General features: G+C 67.1%; 14 protein-coding genes. 6 read left to right on the top strand and 8 right to left on the bottom strand.

Annotation, left to right across the window (positions count from 1 at the left end):
- Positions 1-922 precede the first annotated feature (922 nt).
- Positions 923-3,580 (bottom strand): DEAD/DEAH box helicase, encoded by a 2,658-nt coding sequence (locus tag C892_RS0119990; RefSeq protein ID WP_017558618.1) that lies wholly within the window; start codon positions 3,578-3,580, stop codon positions 923-925.
- Between the two features lie 107 nt (positions 3,581-3,687).
- On the opposite strand from C892_RS0119990, the gene C892_RS0119995 reads away from it, so the two are divergent.
- From C892_RS0119995 to C892_RS0120010, 5 genes are all read left to right on the top strand, one after another.
- On the top strand, positions 3,688-7,116 hold the full coding sequence (locus C892_RS0119995; protein ID WP_017558619.1) for a helicase-related protein: 3,429 nt from the start codon (positions 3,688-3,690) through the stop codon (positions 7,114-7,116).
- Between the two features lie 605 nt (positions 7,117-7,721).
- Positions 7,722-8,066 carry a hypothetical protein gene (locus C892_RS0120000; RefSeq protein ID WP_083934430.1) on the top strand — a complete coding sequence of 115 codons (345 nt, stop codon included), beginning with the start codon at positions 7,722-7,724 and terminating at the stop codon, positions 8,064-8,066.
- A gap of 1,061 nt (positions 8,067-9,127) precedes the next feature.
- Positions 9,128-9,583, top strand: coding sequence for a transposase family protein (locus C892_RS31625; protein ID WP_338040871.1), 456 nt, complete (start codon positions 9,128-9,130; stop codon positions 9,581-9,583).
- 257 nt (positions 9,584-9,840) lie between these two features.
- Positions 9,841-10,860 carry an NAD-dependent epimerase/dehydratase family protein gene (locus C892_RS30765; RefSeq protein ID WP_338040872.1) on the top strand — a complete coding sequence of 340 codons (1,020 nt, stop codon included), beginning with the start codon at positions 9,841-9,843 and terminating at the stop codon, positions 10,858-10,860.
- Positions 10,861-11,185: 325 nt separating this feature from the next.
- Positions 11,186-12,298, top strand: a complete 1,113-nt coding sequence (locus tag C892_RS0120010) for an ISAs1 family transposase (RefSeq protein ID WP_026124507.1) — start codon at positions 11,186-11,188, stop codon at positions 12,296-12,298.
- Between the two features lie 140 nt (positions 12,299-12,438).
- Here C892_RS0120010 and C892_RS30770 read toward each other — a convergent pair whose 3' ends face one another.
- The 5 genes from C892_RS30770 to C892_RS0120030 all read right to left on the bottom strand — a co-directional run bounded on the left by C892_RS30770 (position 12,439) and on the right by C892_RS0120030 (position 17,787).
- Entirely contained in the window at positions 12,439-13,026 is a 588-nt protein-coding gene (locus C892_RS30770) for a pentapeptide repeat-containing protein (protein ID WP_161631994.1), read from the bottom strand.
- Between the two features lie 63 nt (positions 13,027-13,089).
- The gene (locus C892_RS0120015; protein ID WP_017558623.1) at positions 13,090-15,447 is read right to left on the bottom strand and encodes a hypothetical protein; all 2,358 of its coding nucleotides are present in this window, start codon (positions 15,445-15,447) and stop codon (positions 13,090-13,092) included.
- Between the two features lie 28 nt (positions 15,448-15,475).
- Positions 15,476-15,811: a DUF6507 family protein gene (locus tag C892_RS0120020; RefSeq protein ID WP_017558624.1), complete on the bottom strand. Its 336-nt coding sequence runs from the start codon at positions 15,809-15,811 to the stop codon at positions 15,476-15,478.
- Positions 15,808-15,978: a hypothetical protein gene (locus C892_RS31865; RefSeq protein WP_017558625.1), complete on the bottom strand. Its 171-nt coding sequence runs from the start codon at positions 15,976-15,978 to the stop codon at positions 15,808-15,810. The genes C892_RS0120020 and C892_RS31865 overlap by 4 nt, the downstream gene beginning before the upstream one ends.
- A 393-nt stretch (positions 15,979-16,371) precedes the next feature.
- The gene (locus tag C892_RS0120030) at positions 16,372-17,787 is read right to left on the bottom strand and encodes a DUF6177 family protein (protein ID WP_017558626.1); all 1,416 of its coding nucleotides are present in this window, start codon (positions 17,785-17,787) and stop codon (positions 16,372-16,374) included.
- 1,184 nt (positions 17,788-18,971) lie between these two features.
- On the opposite strand from C892_RS0120030, the gene C892_RS29295 reads away from it, so the two are divergent.
- Complete coding sequence (locus tag C892_RS29295; protein WP_152513440.1) at positions 18,972-20,012, top strand: tetratricopeptide repeat protein; 1,041 nt, start codon at positions 18,972-18,974, stop codon at positions 20,010-20,012.
- Between the two features lie 76 nt (positions 20,013-20,088).
- Here the strand turns inward: C892_RS29295 and C892_RS31630 are convergent, their stop codons facing one another.
- Positions 20,089-20,250 (bottom strand): hypothetical protein, encoded by a 162-nt coding sequence (locus C892_RS31630; RefSeq protein ID WP_161631995.1) that lies wholly within the window; start codon positions 20,248-20,250, stop codon positions 20,089-20,091.
- A gap of 271 nt (positions 20,251-20,521) precedes the next feature.
- Positions 20,522-20,950 carry a DegT/DnrJ/EryC1/StrS family aminotransferase gene (locus tag C892_RS32755; protein WP_083934433.1) on the bottom strand — a complete coding sequence of 143 codons (429 nt, stop codon included), beginning with the start codon at positions 20,948-20,950 and terminating at the stop codon, positions 20,522-20,524.
- Positions 20,951-20,995 lie beyond the last annotated feature (45 nt).

The raw sequence follows: 20,995 nt of genomic DNA on the forward strand, positions 1-20,995 counted from the left end.
CGGCCTGAAACAAGGACAACTGACTCTACAAAACCCGGTTCAGCTCAGGTCCGCGTGTCCAGCCAGTGCTGGAGCCACGCGCCCACCGTCAACACCAACGGTCCGCCCGTCCCCGGGGCGTCGCCCCGGGCTCTGTGCAGCGCCGCGCGGGCGGCCTCGCGGGAGGCGAACCCGCCCCGCCGCACCCGGGACCGGCCACCGGGTTGATCCGATTCCAGCGAGAAGTACCAGCTCCCGTGCCCGCGCGAGCGCAACCGCGGACAAGTGCTCCCCAGCTTCCTCGAAGTACCGCCCACCCGGCACCCGCACCGCTTGAACACCGACCCGGACCCCAACATCGCGACCACCTCCGGTCCCAGTCTGCTTTGAGGACCTGAGGGGACGGGTGAGTGGGAGATTGTTCCGGCACACGCCGGAAGGGATCGCTCGGGACGGCGGGCCGGAAGGCCTTCCCGGCAGCCAGCGCTCCCCCGATGCTCAGCGCCGTACCCCGCCCCGGAGTCATAATCACCAGCGCCGATACCGCCAATAAGGCCAGGAACTACTCAGCCACCGCGGCCACTTCCTCCGCCCCGCGACGCCATCTCCGAGTGGCAGGGCTGGCCAGGGGGCAAGCGATGCGGGGTGCCCATAGGCGCGAAGCGAACGGGAACTCCTCACCGAGCCGCCGACGGCCACCTCCGGGGTGTCCACGGCGGGCCCACGCGTGGGCGCGGTGTGCCTCCAGGAGGAGGTGGCCGTCGGGCACCACTGGTCGTCGCAGCGGCGCCACGGGGGCCGCCGCTGCGACGACGAGGACCGTGGTGGACTCGTGGACGGGGCTGCCTCGGCTGAGGCCTATGGCTATCGGGCCTTCGACGACGCCGGGGCGGCCCGCGGAACTCGGCCGCGGTACGGCTGTGCGCCCATCGACTCCGGGCCCTCACGAATCCTTCTGCCCCTGCGAGAACAGGCGCTCGCGTTCCGCGGCGACCACGTCGCGGGCCAGGTCGGCCTCGGAGATGTCGTAGGCCTCGGGAGCGCTCCCGGCGGCCTCGCTGATCCGTGCGAAGTCCTCGAACAGCTCGCGCTTGTGCCTGAGGATTTCGATGATCCGCTGGTCCACTCCCTCATCCGAGAGCAGGCGGTGCGCCTGCACGGACTCGAGCTGGCCCATGCGGTGGGCCCGGGCGATCGCCTGCCATTCCGTGGTCGGCTTGAGCTGCGGCTCGCAGATCACGACCACGGACGCCGCTTGGATGTTCAGGCCGACGCCGCCGGCTTGGATCTGGGCGACGAGCACGGCACCGTGCCCGGCCTGAGAGAACTGGTCCACCATCGCCTGCCGTTTGGCGGCGGAGACCGAGCCGGTGAGCGGTCCGAATACCTCCCCGGGCAAAGAGCACGCGACATCGTCCAGCACGCTGCGAAAGTAGGAGAACACCACCACCCGCCACTCGTTCTCCTCGGCCTCCCCGACGATGTCGATGAGCCGCTGCATCTTCTCCGACTTGGCGCCCTGGGACATGGCCGCCTGGCGCATCGCCATGAAGTTCCCGTCCTCCACCGCTTGGCGGTAGGCAGCGGCATCGTCGCCGGACATCGGGACCCACTCTTCAACCTCGACCAGCTCCGGCAGCTCGGTGAGCACGTCCTCCTGGTTGCGGCGCAGGTAGGCCGGAGCGACCTGCTGTCGGAACCGCCGCGGGGTGAGATCGCCGGCATCGACCACAAGGTCGGGCCGCAGGTAGTCGACGAGGTTGCGGAACTCCTCGGTGCGGTTCTCCAGCGGTGTTCCGGTCAGCAGCACGGCCCGCTCGCAGGAGTCCAGGACCCTTGTCGCGCGCTCGGTCCGACGGGCGGCTGGGTTCTTGATGTAGTGCGCTTCGTCCACCACGACACAAGCGAGGTCACGCACCGCCGTGATCTGGTCCTCAAACCACGCGAGGGTCTCGAAGGTGGTCACCGCGACCCCGCCATTGCGCTTCCAGTCGCGGGCCGCGGACTTGCGCTCCGGGCCGTGAACGCGGCAAGCGTGCAGGGAGGACTTGGCGGCGACCTCGCGCACCCAGTTGGTGACCACGCTCGCGGGGCAGATCACCACGGAATGCCGCCCGCCTTTGGCCTGCAGATGGGCCAGCACCGCGAGGGCCTCGATGGTCTTGCCGAGCCCCATCTCGTCGCCGATGATCACCTTTTCCTGCACCAGGGCGAACCGCGCGCCGAAACTCTGGTAACCACGCAGCGAGACCTTGAGGTGCTGCGTGTCCAGGGTGAGGGAGCGGACCGCTTCAACGATCTCCTCAGGGAGGTCGCCATGGGTCTTCTTTTCGTCCTCGGTAAGGAACCCCAGTTCGGACAGCATGGCAAAGTATTCAGCGGGCCGGGACCGGAAGTCCTCCCATGGGTCGCCGCTCCCCGCTGCGCTGGAGCCGCCCGAGAGTCGGCGGGCGCGCTGGACCACCGCATCGACGGTTTCGCGGAACTCGGCCACCGAACGCCCCGGCATTTCGAAGACGACCACATGACTCACCGCGCGGCCGAGGGCCCCGGCGACCGGCTTGAGTTCCTCGGCGCGTGCGAGATCGGCCGATGCGCCCTGGGCCTTGCGCGCCGCGTCCCAGGCGGCGAGCCGCCGCAGGAGCGTGGTCGTCTGGGCGGTCGGGTTCTTGATGTCGATGCGCGCGGGCATCTCGTCGTAGGTCGTCTGCCTCAAGGTCTCCGCCGCGCCGTGCAACCGTGTGGCGGTGGTCGCGCCGATGCCCGGCAGGTCTTGGAGGCGGTCCCCCCGCTGGAGGACCTCCAGGACGGTGGTGATTCCCGCGTCGGTGAGCGGGCCGATGCGCAGCCGTTCCCGGGTCGCCTCCTTCAGCTTCTCGACCGGCATTTCCGCGACCAGCTTGCGGGCCTCGCTGCTGCGGACCTCGTTCCCGGCGGCGACCGCGGCAGCCCGGAAGCGGGCCTCGTCCCGAGCCGCGTGGTCGAGCGTCTGGATCGCCCCCGGGAGTTCGGCGAGTTCGGCGGATTCGGCGACGGCGATGACCTCCGGGGACGCCCCCAGGTCGGCCACGCGCGGCCACAAGCCCACCCGGTCCGACAGCGCGTCGGCGACGCGGACCTCGCCGATGTCGGAATCCTCGGGCTCAGCGACCCGGGACAGCCACTCGGGCACGCCGGAGGCGACGCCCCATGACCGGAACCGGGCCAGGAAATCGGCCGCCAAGCGTCCCGCCTCTTTCTTGGCGGCGCCGCTCACAAACCTGCGCACACCGACGACGGCACGGACGTCCCGGGCCGCAGTCGCGACCTCGGTGGTCAGCCGGGTGAGCGTAGCGCTCTCCTCCTCGGTGAACCTGGGGAGCTGCGCCTGGCGGGCGATGGAGGCGAGGAGCCTGCTGTCTTTGGGGCGCAGCGGGAGCACTCGCCACGCCACCGTTCCGTCGCGGTCCACCTCGACGACCCCGCGGCGCAGTTGCGCGATGGCACGGTCGGCGGCCGCGTCGATCTTCGCGCGGCGGTCGAGGACGGAGCGGGCCTGGCGGGCCCATGCCCGGACTTCGTCGGCGATCGCGCGGGATTCCCGTCGTTCGTTTCGTGCCATGGGTCCAATCCGTGTAAGGGTGTTGGAATGGTAACGGCGGGCACCGACGTCCGGCACCCGAAGGCCGGGCCGACGAGTGCTGGTGGGCAATTGCCGGGAGGGCGAGGATGCGGCTTGAGGAACTCCAGAGCGGGCTGCGGATCGACGGGATCATCCCCGGCGAGGCGGTCATTCTTCTCGGGGTGCAGTGGCACGGGGCCGACGCACTGGAGTTGACCTACAAGACGAGCACTGGTGACCTCGGGCAACGACTCGTTTACCGCAAGGGCGAGGCGGAGCTCTCGATAGCGCACAGCGGTGGCCGCGCCTTCGACGCCCCCGCGTCGGACTTCAAGCTCGCCGCCGAGGCGAAGCGGATCTCCCTCGCGGGGTTGTTCGATCCGATGCTCGCGGTGGCCACGAGCGACGTGCAGCCGCTTCCGCACCAGATCCGCGCTGTCTACGGCGAGCTCCTGCCGCGGACGCCCCTGCGGTTCCTGCTCGCCGACGACCCGGGCGCCGGCAAAACGATCATGGCCGGGCTCTACATCAAGGAGCTGCTGCTGCGCAGCGACGTGCAGCGCTGTCTGGTCGTCGTACCCGGCGGCCTGGTGGAACAGTGGCAGGACGAGCTGTACTTCAAGTTCGGCCTGCACTTCGAGCTGCTCACTGCGCAACTGGTAGACGCCACCGTAGGCTCCTCGGTGTTCGAGCGTTATCCGCTGCTCATCGCCCGCATGGACCAGCTCGCCCGCAACGACGAGCTGCTGGACCGGCTCCGGGACTCAGAGTGGGATCTGGTCATCGTCGATGAGGCCCACCGAATGGGGGCACGCCACTTCGGCGGCAAGCTGGACAAGACCAAGCGGTTCCAGCTCGGCGAGCTGCTCGGGGAACGCACCCGCCACCTGCTGCTGATGACCGCCACCCCACACTCCGGAAAAGAGGAGGACTTCCGGCACTTCCTGACCCTGCTGGACCGGGACCGCTTCGCCGGGAGCTCCAAACAAGGCGTGCGCGCCGAAGACACCAAAGGCGTCATGCGCCGCATGGTCAAAGAGGACCTGCTCACCTTCGAGGGCAAGCGGCTATTCCCTGAGCGGGTCGCTCAGACGGTGCCCTACGCGCTGACCGAGCTAGAGAACGAGCTGTACGAACAGGTCACCGATTACGTGCGCGAGGGGATGAACCGGGCCGAGAAGCTGGACGGCAAGCGGCGCAACACCGTCGGCTTCGCGCTGACCGTACTGCAGCGCAGGCTGGCCTCCAGCCCGGAGGCGATCTTCCGGTCCCTGTGGCGTCGGGCCGAGCGGCTGGAGCGCCGAAAGGACGACCTGCTCGCCGGCCGGCACCACGAAGATCGTCAGTCGTCCGTGGACCCGGATGCGCTCGACGATGTCGACGAGCACAACGCCGAGGAGATCGAGAAGCTGGAAGAGGAGCTTCTCGACTCGGCGACCGCCGCGCAGACCATCGCAGAGTTCGACGCCGAAATCCGGCACCTGGAGGAGCTGATCCGGCTGGCCCAGCGCGTCCGGGACAGCGGCACCGACCGCAAGTGGGCGGAGCTGCGCACCATCCTGGAAGACAATGCCGTGGTGCGCAGAGCGGAAGACAAGCCGCGCAAACTGATCATCTTCACCGAGCATCGCGACACGCTCAACTACCTGAGCACCCGGATCGGTGCGCTGCTGGGCAAACCGAACGCGGTGCAGGCCATCCACGGCGGTGTGCGTCGCCCCGACCGGCGGCGGATCACCGAGGAGTTCACACGCAACTCCGACTGCCAGGTTCTGCTGGCCACGGACGCCGCGGGGGAAGGGCTCAACCTGCAGGTGGCGCACCTGATGGTGAACTACGACCTGCCGTGGAACCCCAACCGCATCGAGCAGCGGTTCGGCCGGATCCACCGGATCGGGCAGAGCGAGGTGTGCCGGCTGTGGAACCTGGTCGCCAGCAACACCCGCGAGGGCGCGGTCTTCGAACGGCTGCTGGAGAAGGTCGAACAGCAGCGCAACGCCTACGGCGGCAAGGTCTTCGACGTCCTCGGCGCCGCGTTCGAGGAGACGCCGCTGCGCAAGCTGCTCATCGAGGCCATCCGCGAGGGCGAGCGCCCGGAGGTACAGGCGCGGATGGAGGAGGTCATCGACGAGCGGGTCGCCGAAGGCCTCAAGGACCTATTGCAGGAGCGGGCTCTGACGCAGGACGCGCTGGACGAGGCCGACCTGGCACAGCTGCGTCGACAGATGGACGAGGCGCGCACCCGCCGCCTGCAACCGCACTACATCGAATGGGCCTTCCGCAACGCCTTCCAACGGCTCGGCGGGCGGATGCCCAAGCGGGAGAAGGGCCGCTTCGAGATCAGCCACGTCCCGGCCGCGGTCCGCCAGATCACACGTTGGGGGCCGATCGCGACCCGCTACGACCGGGTCACCTTCGACCTCGCGCACATCGAACCCGACGGCCACCCGCGGGCGAACCTGCTCGCCCCCGGGCACCCGCTGCACGACGCGGTCACCGAGCTGACGATCGAACGGTTCTCCGGAGCCCTGAACCGCGGAACCGTGCTGGTGTCCGCGCAAGTGGACGAGCCGAAGGTGCTGGTCGGGGTAATCGAAGAGGTCACCGACGCCACCGGCGCCCGAGTGGCCCGCCGGTTCGGCTACGCCTTCGTGAAGGAGACCGGCGCCGTCACCCCGGCCGGGCCCGCACCGTACCTGGACTGCATCGCCGCGCCCGAGACCGAGGAGGTCCGGCGCGCCCGCGCGCTGCCATGGCTGGGCGATGCGGAGTCCAAGGCGGCGAGCTGGATCGTCACCCACCGGCTCCCGGACTACCTGGAAGAGGTCCGGCGCCGACGGGCGGTGGAGATCCAGCGCACCCGGGAGAAGGCGACGCAGAGGCTTAACGACGAGATGAAGCGGCTCGCCGCTGAGGCGCTGGAAGCCCGTGCCAAGGAGGACGTCGGGAAGAAGCCCAAGGAGTCGTCGGAGAGCCTCGACCGCAAGGCCGAGGACTTGGAGGCCCGGCTGGAGCGGCGGCGCGTCGAGCTGGACCGCCAGGAGCAGATGTCCACCAAGCCCCCGGAAATCGCCACCTCAGCGCTGGTCCTACCGCTGCACTGGGTGGAGGAGGAGATCCCGGCTTCGGCGCCGATGCACACCGTGGAGACCAAGGAGGTCGAGCGGCGCGGCGTGGAGCTGGTGCTGGCCACAGAGCGCCGCCTCGGACGCGAGCCGAGCGAGCAGGCGTTCAACAACCCCGGCTTCGACGTGCTGTCCGAGGTGGCCGACGGCGACCCGATCCGCATCGAGGTCAAAGCCCGCCTCGCCGGTGCAGAAGACTTCTTCGTCACCCACAACGAGGTGGTGACCGGCAAGAACGCCGCGCCCCGCTACCGCCTCGCCCTGGTGCGGGTGGACCCGCGGGGCTCGGAGTACGACGAGGTGCGCTACCTGGCGGAACCGTTCACCAACGTGGAGCTGGGAGGGCCGGATGTCACCGGAGCGCGTTGTGACTGGGCGCGGATGTGGGGAAAGGGACGAACGCCGTTCTAACGCCCCCCAATGAGCGCAGAGCGACTACTTTCGACCGCCAGAAAGCATTTGCGCAATTAACCCCAATTCGGTCGCGGCAGCCACGACAATCTTGATCTCCGCGAACTTCCAGGAGGGCCATCTGGCCTGTTAGGCCCTAATACAGCGACGATAGGCCGTGAAGTCCGCACCCGAAGCAAGGCGATGCGGACCCGCCGATGTGTACGACTTCTCCACTGTAACCATTTTAGGGCTTGATCGGTTGGGCGGGTGACGCGATTTTACAAACGATGAATCTCGTTCCCAACCAGAGAAATCAAGAAGAATCCCCCGACACGCCACTCCTTATCCACTTCCTGGCGGATCCAAAAGTCGCCTCCTAGAAAATACCCCTGGTCGAGGTTCTCAGGAACGAGGGCCTCGCCCGTGGGAGGCAGCAGCAGGCGACCTCCGAGGGTCGACAGCATCGAAGTACGCCGAAAGTGCGCAAACCCGGGCCTGCCGGTTGCACAAAACTTCTAAAACCACCGCCCCGGCCGCACGCTGCCCGGACCGAAACTGCGTTCCCGCGGCGCGGCTGTGGGTGGGCCAGATGGCGGGGGACCCGGCCCGGTAGCCTCACCCCCATGGCATCCCCCACTCCCCTGCTAGTCGAACGGCGGTTTCCCGCATGGAAGCGGCGGCTGGTCGTCACCGGCATCGTCGTGTCCTGGGCGTGCGCTATCGGCGCCGCGTTGATGCACATCTGGTCCCTGGCCACCTACGGCGTGTACGAGGGCGCGTGGTACATGCCGCACTGGGCGATGGCGCTGGTACCGGTCGGGCTGCTGAGCGCTGCTGCCGGGTTCAGCACACCGGTGCGTGGTGTGCTGCCGCCGCTGGCGGCGAACCTGTTCATCCTGTTGGGGCAGATCGCGGGGCTGAGTGTGCTGACGCGGGGTGAGTTCCTGCTGCGCGCACTGACCACCTGAAGCGCCCGCGCCCGCCGCTCACGACGATCCTCACGGCACCTCCCCGGGAAGGGATGACGTCAAGCACGTCCTTGCGGACGGCACGGTGGTCCCGGAGCGGTGGTAGCCCGTGGGCGCGGCGGCCGACGATAAGACCAGCCGGCTCAGCCAGGGGTGGGCCCGCGGCCCGCCATGACACGGTCGGCACCCCCGCCCGGATCGAGGCTGACGGCCCCTGGACATCTACGGCGCCTTGCGCGAGCGATCCACGGGCCTCGGTGAGAGCTTCATCTAGGTCTACTGGGTGTGCGATCGGCTCCCGGAACAGTTCCATACGCGAACGTCCGCCTGCTCGCGTGAGGGGGCTGGCGCCGGCCCGGCTGAGAGGAAGGATGGGCCGTGAGGTTCGTAGCGGCCCTGATCCTTCAGGCACGCGCTTCCAAAGACGCACAGTACGCCCCATCGTTCACCGGTCGCTGCCATCTGTCCTCATATGGCCAACCTCACCACATCCCTGCCCAGCAGGACAAAGACTCAGCAAAGATGTCTGGGTTTGTTCGTGAGAGCGGACAGCGTTTGTCGATGAGTTTCGGCAGCGCCTCCATCCGTCGCAGGGTCGTGTCGATGACTCCTGGCAGCACTGCGTGCGACGGGGCGCACCTTGCCCTTCCTCGATAGTCGCCCCCACCGCCGCCTGCGAAGCCGCGGGTCAAGGTGGAGCGCCCGCAGCGAAGCGAGGACGAACGACCTTGAGGTGCGGCGAGCGGCGGCCACACTCGGCGACGAGGAAGGCGCTGGCGTTGTCGGAACTCATCAACACGACCACGCCGCAGAGGGTCTTGAGCGCCTCCAGAACTCATCGATAAGTGCTGCTACTTCTCATCGACATAGTCACTGCACCCCGTGCGCGGATCCCGCCCGCAGCACCCAGTCCCCCACCCCATGACGCCAGGCGGCACCACCCGCCCCGGAAACGGCCACCGGACGGCACGCCCGCCCCTGGTGTGTCCTGCGTTCTTCGGAGTCGGATTTCTGGATTCTGGGACCACGTGACCTCAAGGAGGCATCGTGGGGCGTCGTGGGTGCCCGACCGAGTTCCGTCGCAAGGTCTTGGACCTGGTCCAGGCCGGGCGCAGCGTCGCGGACGTGGCACGCGATCTGGACACCACGGAGGCAACGTGCAGCTCCTGGCCGACGACGGAGGCGAACCGCTGTGGACCTCCCCGGCCGACCCCGGACCGGTCTCCGACATCACCGCCGCCCGCCTGCACGTCCTTCCCCTCCTGCGCCAGGCCGCGAAACAGGGGCTGACCGCTTTCGCCGACCTGGGATATGAAGGGGCCGGCGCCGGTGTGCACGTGCCCGTCAAACGCCCCAAGGACGTGGCCCCTGAGCGCTTCAGCGCCGACAACAGGCCGCCAACCTGCTGCTACGCGGCCTGCGCCCCGTCGGCGAGCGCGCGTTCGCCCTGCTCGTCGGGCGGTGGCGCCTGCCGCGCCGCACCACCAAGAGCCCCTCCAGGATCGGCGATCTCGTAAAGGCCGCCCTCGTCCTACACAAACTCGAAAAACAAACTCGCTGAGATCACCTCACTGCGCTGCCTGGGAGAACGCGGGTTCGCGCTGCTCACACAGCGCTGGCGCCTGCTCCAGCACATCCACGCCAGCCCGAGCAGTATCAGCAACATAGCGAAGGCCGCTCTCGTCCTCACCCATTTCAAGCACGGGCGACTCACATAGAAAACGCCGGAATCACCTCCTTGGACGCCCGCGGTGTGTCGTTCTATAATGTTAGGATGCCAACATCAATCGTCCTTGGCGGCACAGGCCCTATTGGTCAAGCTGTGAGCCATTGCCTTCTGCGTTCAGGCTGGAACGTCGTCGTCGTAGCACGAACCCCAAACAGCCTACCCCCCGACCTTGTCCGAAGTGGAGCAGTACTCAAGGTTGCTGACGCCAGGAATTTGGAAGGTCTTAGGCGCGCACTAACAAGAGGAGCTGACCTTCTCGTCGACTGTGTCTGCTACACAGCTACGGATGCAAATCGCCTCTTGCCCTTCCTGGCCGATGTAGGGTCCACTGTCATGGTTTCCAGCAAAGCCGTTTATGTCGACGATGCAGGAAACCACGTGAACTCCCCGACAAAGCCGTTGTTCACCACTCCCATCACAGAGCAGAATCCGACCCTTGCCCCAAGGAACGGCGATTATGATACAGCTGAAGGATACGGACCAAACAAAATCGCTGCCGAACATGTCCTCCTTGACAGTGGACATCCTGTCACTGTGCTGCGCGCCTCCAAGGTGCACGGGGTTGGCGCCTCACCACCACGGGAATGGATGTTTGTGAAACGAGTGTTGGATAAACGTAAACCACTTTTCCTTCGCAGGCGAGGTGAATCCATTGGCCACACGACCGCAGCAGTTAATCTCGCAGCTCTGGTCCAGCGGGTTGCCCAGTTTCCTGGTCGCAGAATCCTCAACAGTGCAGACCCTGACGCCCCAAGTGTTATAGAGATTGCTCGAACGATCAGCGCTCACTTCAAGCACGAGTGGGACCTATATTTTGTAGACGAGACTTCACCACTCGGAAAGACACCTTGGGACACTGCGACTCCTATCATCCTTGACATGTCGGCTGCTATGCGTTTGGGCTACGCCCCCGTCGGAACTTATGCCGAAACTATCAGGTCAACACTGAACTGGCTCACTAGCGAAAGCCATGCCCTCGAGAGCGGATTTATAGTTACCTCCCCCCTTGAAGAATTCTTGGACTATACGAACGAGGACGCCTTCCTGCTCCGCCGGACAAACTAACAAGACCGACATATACTTACACCCCTCCTGGAACAGGAGTGGAAATATATCGATGTTTTGGTGTGCGCATACCAACAGGCCTTGAGTATTAGAAAAATCAACGAGTAATGCTTTTCTGGAAGGTCGTCCTATGTCGGGCGCGCACCGCCCGCCCAGGGCCCCACTGTCGGAACCCCCGTTACCCACGGCTGATTCAAAGTCCCGGCTGGGGAGGGTCTACGCAGGCCACAAGCTGATGACGGGAGACGGGAACCTCCGACATACGACAACGGAGCCCCGGTAGGAGAACAGGGACTTCCACATCTCCGACTCCGCGAGGACTCCGTTGCGCCCCCAGTCTGCCATGCACGCCCCGCTGATCGTCGACCTTCCCGCCCGGCTGGCCGCCATCGGCGATCCCCGCCACACGCGGGGCCGCCGCCACTCCATCGGATGCATCCTGGCCGTCGCGCTGTGCGCCATCCCGTCCGGAGCCCGCTCGCTGCGCGCGATCGGCCCGTGGGCCCAGGCCGCCCCGCAGCACGCCCTGGCCCGCCTCGATGCCCGGCTAACCAGCGCTGAACTGGGAATACGCTCCGCTCCGAGTCCTTCGACCATCCGCCGCGCGCTCACCATGTGCGCCCCGGCGGCCCTGGCCGCCCTGGCCCGCCCGGAGGAGATCGGGGTCCTGGCCGTGGACGGCAAGACCCTGCGCGGCACCGCCACAGCCGAGCAGGCCGCCGTCCACGTGATGGCCGCCATGGCCCCGGGCGGCCGCATCGCCGCGCAGCTGACCGTCCCGGCCAAGAGCAGCGAGATCGCCGCCCTCCAAGACCTGCTGGGCCCGCTGGACATCGCCGGGGCCGTGGTGACGGCCGACGCGCTGCACACCCAGCCCGCCAGTTCCCGCCTGATCGCCGAGCAGTTCGGCGCGGACTACATCCTGACCGTCAAAGCCAACCAGCCCGCCCTTTTCGACCAGGTCAAACGCCTCCCGTGGGGGCAGGCGCCCACAGGCGCCACCCCGCGGCACCGCGCCCACAGCCGGAGCGAGACGCGGACCGCCAAGGCGCTCAGCCTGGACGGGCTCTGCTTCCCGCACGCGGTCCAGGCGGTGCGCATCCGCCGCCACATCACCGATCTGCGCACGAAGAAGAGCTCATGGACCTGCGCGTATGTCGTGGCCAGCCTTACGGCCGAGCGTGCCGGGGCCGCCGAGATCGCCTCCCTGGTCCGCGGGCACTGGGGGATCGAGGCACTGCACCACGTCAGAGACGCCACCTTCGGCGAGGACGCCTGCAAGGTCCGCACCGGGCACGCGCCGGCGAACCTGGCCGCGCTGCGCAGCCTGGCCGCCCTCCTCCTGCGCGCACTCGGCCGGACCACGGTCCCCGACGCGCTGCGCTGGGTGTCCCACGAGTGCTTCAAGCGCCCGCTCGACCTGATCGCGCTCCGATGACCAGCAATAACGCTCGCCCCCCGAGAATGAATCAGCCGTGCCTAGCGTAGGCCTCCAACAGTTCCCGTCCGACACAGTCGATCCGGTCGGTTCGACAAAGAGCCCGACTTGCCACAATCTCGCGAATTTCAACCCCCACCCTATTTAATTACACGAACATCGGCACCGCGCGCATTAATGAATTCTTCGAGGGATTCAGCGGACAGGATATGCTCATAGCCGCCTCGCTGAACGCGCGCCGTTCCGCGGATGACACCGCTCGCGCCACGGAACGTACAACCATCAATAACCAGTCTGTTGAATCTCGCGCACACGTCTTCACCGCCGAACCATGAACCAGAGAAATCTGCACCAGTTGCATCAGTTTTAAGCAGACCAGCTTCCTTGAAGCTTACACGCGAAAAATCAGCCCCGCGGAAATCCGACGACACCACCTGCACGGCAGAGAACGTTGCGTCGCGAAACACCGCGCCAGCACCTCTTGCCTGCGTGAATTCAGTCCGCACAAACGATGCCCCGGCAAATATTCCGTTTTCCAGTATTGCGCCGCTCAAATTGGCTCGCGAGAAGTCGGCTTTCGTAGCGTCGATTCCAGCCATATTGGCGCCGAGCAGCCATAGATCTGTGAAATCGATCCCGCGGACCCCGGCCCCCCTGAGATCGACGTCACCGACCAATTCTGCTCCGGCTTCTCCAGATGAATCGAGCCATTCGATATACTCTTCCAATGCCTGGCACGACTCAGGGTCAGACGGCCAGGCCCCTGGAACACTCCTCATACTTCCTCCGTATCAGACATCGACCACATAGACATGGCTCGCCCAGTCCTGCCTGGTGGCGATGTACTCTATCACTTCCTGTCTGGATTCCGGGGTCAATCGCCGCAAATCAAGGAGCACATTCTCTCTCTTGCTGATTTCGTCGTCAATTTTCACAACCAGATCGCTCATTGTATGCCGACCGGGGAGGCCGGGCGGCATGAACTGATCGGCTTTCTTGCCCGCCGTCGGCGGGAAGTATTCGGTAGGTGATTTCACATCCCACCGCTGCCCGTTCGCGTCGATGAAGTCTCCGACATCGTCCTTGCCTCCGAGATCCGCACTCGTAGGACGTCGAACCGGGGGCTCTACAATCCCTTGGCGTTCAGCAGAGATTCCGACCTCAACTTCAACCCTTGCCTTGTACGCGGCACTCGGTTTTGTGGGAGCGCCGCCCTTCGCCGGGTCGATTTTGAGCTCGTCAAATCGCGCTTCAAATTCAGGAGTTCCGATTGCAGGAGGCACATAGTGTTGCGCACTTTCGGGATCTGAGCGATCGTCCGCTCCTTCGTCGTCGCCGCCTCCGGTGGTCGTGCGGTCCTTCGGGGGATCGTCGGCATCGCCTCCCGCACCGCCTGCGGCGGCGGGGTCGGGTCTCTTCGGCTCCTCACCGGGCTTGCCGGCCTCTTCCTGGTCGTCGTCTCGGTGCTGAACCGGGCCGTCGTCCTGGCCGTTCTCGCGGACGCGCGGGGACTCACTCGCCGGGCGCCCGGGAGGTGCGGGGGCACCGGGCTTCTCACCGGCTCGTCCCGGTAGGCCGGCGTCTTCCTTTTCTTCCTTTTCCGGGCGTTCTTGGGCGCCCTTGTCGCCTGGGCGAGCGGGTGGAGTACGGCCCTCTTGATCATTTGGGGTGCCACCGCGCTGCGGCGTGCCCGGCTGCTGGGAGGGGCTGTCACTCCCGGAGTCGGGAGTGGGAGCGGGATTGGGCCGGTCCGGCCGCCCCGAAGGGGCAGGGCGGAGCCGGTTGGGGTCCAGCAGCGACTCCCGTACCGTCTTGAGCGAGTGTTCGAAGCGTTCGGTGGTCGGGGCGCCGCCCCCAGGGCGCTGGGGCAGCGGGCTGCTGGGCCACCCGTTGGTCCCCGGGCCCCCGTGCGCGGCGGACTTGTCGGAGCCGCCTTCCTCCTCAGAATCGGGGGACTCGGAGGAGTGTTTCCCGTTCGGGGCGTCCACGCCCGCTCCGAGCACGAGCTTGGCGGCCTTGAGAGGCAGCCCGCCCGTGAACATCGCCGCATTGGCGATCATGGTGGTGTTGGAGTAGCTCGTGCCGTCCTCGCGTGTGGACCAGGCGGTGTAGCCCTCGACCAGTTCGTCCTTGCTGGCCTCCACATTGCCCAGCCACCGGTCCCACCCGGCGCCCCAGCCCTCGCGGCCGCCCTCGCCGGGCTCCCACAGCCACCCGTGCTCGTCGTGGACACCGACCAGGGCCGCCGTGTCCAGCGCCGCGCCCTTCCACGCCGCCTTGAAGTTCTCCCAGCGCCCCGAGAGGTCGAACCGCCACCCGCTCTTGGGGCCCCAGTACCCCAGCTTGGTGGTCAGCCCCACCGCCGCACCCCACAGGGTGTCGGTGACCACGACGTCCCAGACCGCCTGCCCGGCGTCGTTGCCCCACTCCACGTTGGAGGGGTCGATCTTGTTCCCCGCCCACCCGGCGAAGTCGTTGAACCTGCCGTTGATGCCCTCGAAGCTCAGGGCGTGGTCCAGGGACAGGTCGCGCTCACCGGCATCGGGGGCCAGCCCGTAGACGCGTACGTCCTTTCCGCCGCCCTCACCGGGCGAGACATAGGTGGGGCCGCCGAAGAGCGCCGAGATCTTGTTGGCGCAGTCGTTCTCGGCCTGGTTGAAGGTGGACCAGGCGCTGTTGACCGCGTCCTTGATGCGGATGTTCTCCAGCAGGGCCCACTCGTCGGTCTGCTCGTCCTTGGTGAGCCACCAGATCGCCTTGTCGTGGTTGCGGTTCCACAGCCCCTGAGCGTCGATCCGCAGGTTGTTGAGCGACCGGCGCGCGGTCTTGGCGGCTTCGGCCAGCTCCTCCAGCGCGTCGGCGACGGTGGACAGGTCGCTTTGGAGGTCCTCGCCCCGGGTCGCCACGGGATCCATCTTGGAGAAGAGCTTCTCGCTCTCCGGCGCCTCGTAGTGGGCGTCCAAGCCCTTCCAGGTCGAGCGCAGGTCCTCGGCCCCGTCGAGCAGGTCCTGCCCCTTGGTCCGAAGCGTCTCGGCCGCGGAGGCCAGCGACTCCACATCGGTCAGGGGGTAGGGGATGGCGTCGGGATCGATGAGCGTGTACATGTTCGGATCCACGCCGCTCTGGGGCTGGGTGGGTTCGAAACTCACCAGAGGCCTTCCGTGGGGGTGGGGCAGGTCACAGGTCGAGGTTTTCGCCGCTGCCCGCCTCCTTTTGGGCCTGGGCCGCCATCTCCTCCTGGCCCTGGTTGTAGGCGAGGGTGGCGTCGCTGGCGCCCTGGAGGCAGGACATGCTGCGGACGAACATGGCGTCGGTCTCATCGAAGAAGTGGTCGAAGAAGCCCCCCAGGGCGCCCTCCACCGGCGGGCTCTTGGCGTTGTTCAACGCCGTCTCGATGCCGTCGGCCGCCGAATCGATGGTGGAAGAGAGCCCCCCGCCCTCGATACCGAGCTTGTCCCCGAGATTGGTCAGGACCACCGAGACGCCGTAGACGTCGATGTTCCATCGGCTCACCGGCGCTCCCCCTTCGCGGCGGAGAAGCGGTCGGGGCGGAACACCGCCTCGGAGGCGGCCGGCGTGCCGGCATCGGCCAGGCGGTCGGCCTCGGCCGCACACCGCTCGGCGGCCTGGGCCGCGAGCAGGTTCAACGAGGCACGAACCCCGTCGAGGGTCGTGGCCATACGCTCGCCCACGGGGCGGGCCGCTGCCTGGTCCGGTGCGCCTGTACTGGACGCACCCTCCCCCGCATTCCCATCACCGGCGGGTACAGCGGGACGGGGCCCCGCGTCGGCGGTCTCGCCTGGAGGATCGACCCTCTCGAACTTCACCGGCGGCACCTCCCGATCGGTTTCGTCTACTCCGCACACGTTCGCGGCACAGTTGTAGCAGCATGCGCATACGGGGTGACATTTCGCGAATGGTTTCGGTTCGCCGACAGGGCCGACCGCATGCGGAATCAGGGCAACAGTTCCGAGGGTGACGAGCGGAAAGCCGCAGGCCAGAGCTACAGCGGTGGCGTGTGCCACTTTTCGGTACGAGGAAGGCCCGGCCCCGGCGGACCGGAACCGGCCATTTCACCTCGCGGACGCCGCGGCCAGATATTCGATGTGCCGATGCAGGAGCTCCAGTGCCCGCAGGGGAGCATCGGCCTCCCCCATCACCGGGTACCAGACGGCCTGGTCGCCGCCATGGCCGAGGAGCGTGCCGGCGATCGGTCCCGCTTGGGCTCGGTCGGCCCCGATCCGCCGCAGGCGCTCCGGCCCGATCGCCAGCCCGACGGGGACCGCCGGCCCCGCCCACACGGGCATGTAGGTCACGTCCCTGCGGCCCGGGATGCGGCGCACCCGCAGCGCTTCCAGCCCGCCTTCCGCTGCCAGCGCCTTCACCAGGTCGGGCAGCGCACTGAAGGGCGCTGCGTCCTCGCCCGCGTACCCGATCGCCATCGACACCCGCTCCAGGAACCGGGGGCCGCGTCGGGCCATATGGATCTGCCCGGAGAACCCACTTCCCTTCCCCAAGGGGCCGGACAGGTACAGGATCGAGGGCTTGGGCGCGCGCTCGCGGACGAATCTGCCCATCCGGTCGCGGTCCCAGGGCCTGAGCGCGGGTTCGTGCGGCCCCCACGAGGAGAGCGTTGTCCCCGCCAGGTGCTCGGCGACGATCTCCGCTGCGCGTCCCGGCTCCACAACGAACGGGTCGGAGTGGAGCACAGAGGCTTCCACCACCAACTGCGTCCCGCTCTCCTCGGCGAAGTCCGCGAGGAAGCCCGGGACCGGCTCGGCGTTCGGCTTGCCCTCCGCCCAGGCCTGCCCGACAGGTTCGTCCTCGGCGCGGAACCCGTACTCGTCGTCCCAGTACACGGGCAGGCCGGTGATGCCATCGAAGTAGCCGCCGTCGAACCCCTGCACGACCCAGCGCCCCAGCGAGCCGGCCGCGAAGGTGCGCATCGCGTAGGTCAACCGCGCGCCAGGCGGGGTGAGCAGTTGGAGCATCCTCTCGCTCCCATGGGTGGCGACCGCGTCACTGAACCAGGACGAAAAGGGGACCACGTCCCGGTCCTGGGCGACCAGGAGCGCCCTATCCGCGGTGAGCTCCACCGCCGGGTGCTCTGGCTCCTTCCACAGCCCGAAGTCCGCCTGCCCCGATGTCCACACCGCTCCCCCGAGCCGCAGTGCGAGCCCGTCCGCGAACCGGTGCGCGACCTTGCGGCCCAGCGCATCGGGACGGGCGCGTGACTCCACCCACCAGAAGCAGTCCGGCAGACCGGCCACGACCTCCTCGCCGAGCAGGCCGGTGACGGCGTCCGCGTGCTCTACCCGCTGCCCGGGTTCGAGCGTGGCCAGCAGACGACCATCGCCGTCGCGGATCTGCAGGACGTCGGTGTCGCCGTGCCGGTACAGCCACAGGTCGGGATCCACACCGTCGAGGGCTTCGGCGATCGACCGCTCGTCGGGCATCCCAGCGACCAAGGCCACCACGTCGTAGCTCAACGGCTCTCCTCATGGAGGTAGGGACGATGGGAGGGGCCCCAGGGACGCACCCCGAGGCAGGTCACTGTTCGTAGACAAAAGCAACCAAAACGTCACCATACCTGCGGGTGTGAACTCCGCCGTCTGGGACTGTCCGGGGGAGGGTCGCGAGGAGCGGCCGAGCAGGGCCCCGCCACCAAAGGCATTTCACCGGCGGCGCCGCGACGGAACCAGGGCACACCGAAGGCGCGCTGATCAGGCCATATGGGGCATGGGGCGCCACCATACAGAGTCCGGAGGGGGACTTTCCAAGCTGCCCCTGGGCCGAACTCCGCAGCGCTCTTGGCGCTGCCTAGCAACGCCTCGCCGACCAGGCCGGGTATCCAGCCGATCCACAGACCCCGTTCCACCAAGTGGTGGCCCACCCACCGAGCCGCATCCCGAATCTCACCTCCGCGGCCCGAGTACACCCGTGCACAGCACTGTATGACCCTGAACGCATGTCCTCGGACAGCGGGGACGGCAATACACCATCTGAAATACGTTGAAGATCCACAATGTCTTGGTATGTTGCTTATCATCACCTACCCCGGGCTTGTCGAGATGGGCTTCACTCGCGATCAAACGATTCAGGACACGACCAATCCAGGGCATTCGGATTTCCCCAAAGAGGCACCGGTCGCGCGACGTGCGCGAACACATCCGAAAAGTGCGGCATGCATGTTCGTCAACGCCTCAAGCAGAACACGGATCCAGTTTCTGGTATTGGCCTCGCCCACGAGAGGGGATATATCCACCAATGCTCATTTCACCGAGAATGAGAAACCCTGGGTGCGCCGGAGGCGTGCACGCCCGGACAGGTCGTGCGCTCGCGATGTACCGGAGGAGGCATAGTGGGCCGGGAACCGAACCACCGGCTGGCCGCACTGCTCGAGGAGGCGGATTGGAGTCGCAGTGAGCTGGCACGAGCCGTGAACTCACAGGTCAGGGGCCAGGGAAGGGCCGTGCGGTGCGACCGCACCTCGGTCGCCCACTGGCTGTCCGGCTCTCGCCCGCGGCACCCGTTGCCGTCCCTCGCCGCCGCCGCACTGAGCCGACGGCTGCAGCGGCTGGTCCCTCCCTCGGAAACGGGGCTCGTGCCCTCGACGCCCGCCGCACAGTTCCCCCACACGGTGGCAGCCGGGGAGGCAGGGACCGAAGAGTCCTTGATCGCCCTGTGCCGCCAGGACCTAGACAGATCCACCCGACCCTCGCTCACCGGCCTCGTCTATAGCGCCGCAGCCCTGGAGCTGTCGGCATGGCAGGCCGACACCGCACCGCCCGTGGACAGCGCTCCCTCAACGGCACCCGAGCCCGCGATGGTGCGCGAGATGACACGGCTCTACGCCTCGCTCTTCCGATGCCGAGGCGGCAAATATGCCCGTTCTGCGCTGGCCGGCTTCATCGCCGACGATGTCGGGCGACTGCTCGCCATGCCACTCTCCTCCACCGTGCGGCGCACCGTCCTCGCCGAAGCGGCGCGCCTGGTCCACGTTCTCGCCACCATGAGCGCGGATGCAGGCTACGCGGGGTTGGCCGAGCGCTATTTCCATACGGCTCTGGGCATGTCCCGGCGAAGCGGCGACCAAGGCCAGTATGCGGTCACCCTGCGAGCAATGAGCAGTCAGGCTCTGGGGCTGGAGCACTTCCGACTCGCCCAACGACTGGCCGCCACCGCTCTCGAAACCGCTCCCTCGAACGCCGCCCCGGTGCAACTCGCCTACCTGTTCGCGCAGTACGCCCTGATACAGGCGCGGAGCAACGACGAAGACGGGGCCCTTGCCGCGTTGAAGGATGCCGAGGAGCGCCTGCCTCTTGACCGTACAGGACACGACCCGTTCGGCATCTACCCTCGTGCCGGCCTGGACTATCTGCGCGGAGAGGCCCTGCTGGCGCTCGGGCGACGAGCGGATGCGCGGCGGGCGCTGACCATCTCGCTGTCCGGTCGCCCTGACCACCACCACAGGCCGAACGCCCTCACTCACAGCCGCCTCGCCGAAAGCTTCCTGCGGGACGGTTTGTTAGAAGACTCCTGCCGACACTGGACCGCCTTCCTCAGCCATTATCCACATTTACTTTCCGGAGTTGTGGACCACTCATTGGCTCGTCTCCACAACTCCCTCTTTCCCTTCGCCTCCCACCCACAGGCCGCCGCTGTCCTGGAAGCAGGCAAATCAGCCACAAGAGAATATGACGTGCCAGCGTGATCCTGTACACGGACAGGTGTGCACAGTTTTGCACACCGGGAGCCTCTGGTGGCGGTGGCGCCAGCCATTCGAGCTGTCAGGAACGAGATTGTCGAGCGTCAGCAGGGGGAGCCGCTTCGTTCCGCACTCGCGTCTCGGCCTCGCCATCAGAGGGCTGCGCCTCTGCATGACTGCCCAAAGGAAGTTCGGGCAGTTCGGAAAGCGGAAGAAGCTTTTCAAACGCAAAGGGATCGTCCATGCCACGAGTTTAACGTGCCGCTCCCCTGCGGAAATGTTCGGAGCATCGGCGTGTCGCGCCCTCTGTGAATAAGCGACGTTCCGCATGCAGGGATCCCCACGCCGGGGCCCTGGAACAAGCGGCCCTACCGGCCTCGCGGTCCTGGGAGAAAGAGCGGGCTGAAGCCGGTCATGCTCGTTCACCATCAGCAGCGGTCCTGCCTCCTCAAGGCCTGCGCCCGAGGCCCGGCCCTGAGGGGTGGGGGCGTCCTACCTGTCGGCAGAGCACGCTTTCACCACCCGCACGACCTGCTCGACCTCGGTGTCGGTGAGCTGCGGATGGGCCTGAAGGCACAAGCCGGTGCCTGGCTCCCGCAGGTTGGGCGGAGACGTGGCGCCCGGCCCGGGTCGGCAGCAGTGCGAATTGCGTGGTGACGATACCGGTTGGCCTCACCGAGACGGGCACGGTGACCTCGCATGTGGTGCGTGTGCCGACCCTCGCCGTTCAGGCCGGCCTGGTGGGCCTGGGCGCAGTCCTCGATGACCGCGAGGACGTACCGACGGGCGATCCGGTTGATGCCGGGCATGTGCGCCGTGTGGCCGTGCGGGTGAACCGGGATCACAGCGCGAGTGCGGCTGGTGGCAACGTGCTCCATGGCATCGGAGCGGAGGGCGAGCGTGGGCTCAGAGACGCCGACGATCACAGGCCGCCCCGGCGTCACTGGCGAAGGCCGCCATAGGAACGAGAGGACGCCCGGGCTGTACTG

Origin of the sequence: Nocardiopsis baichengensis YIM 90130, assembly GCF_000341205.1 — a bacterium.
GTDB classification, from domain to species: domain Bacteria; phylum Actinomycetota; class Actinomycetes; order Streptosporangiales; family Streptosporangiaceae; genus Nocardiopsis_A; species Nocardiopsis_A halophila.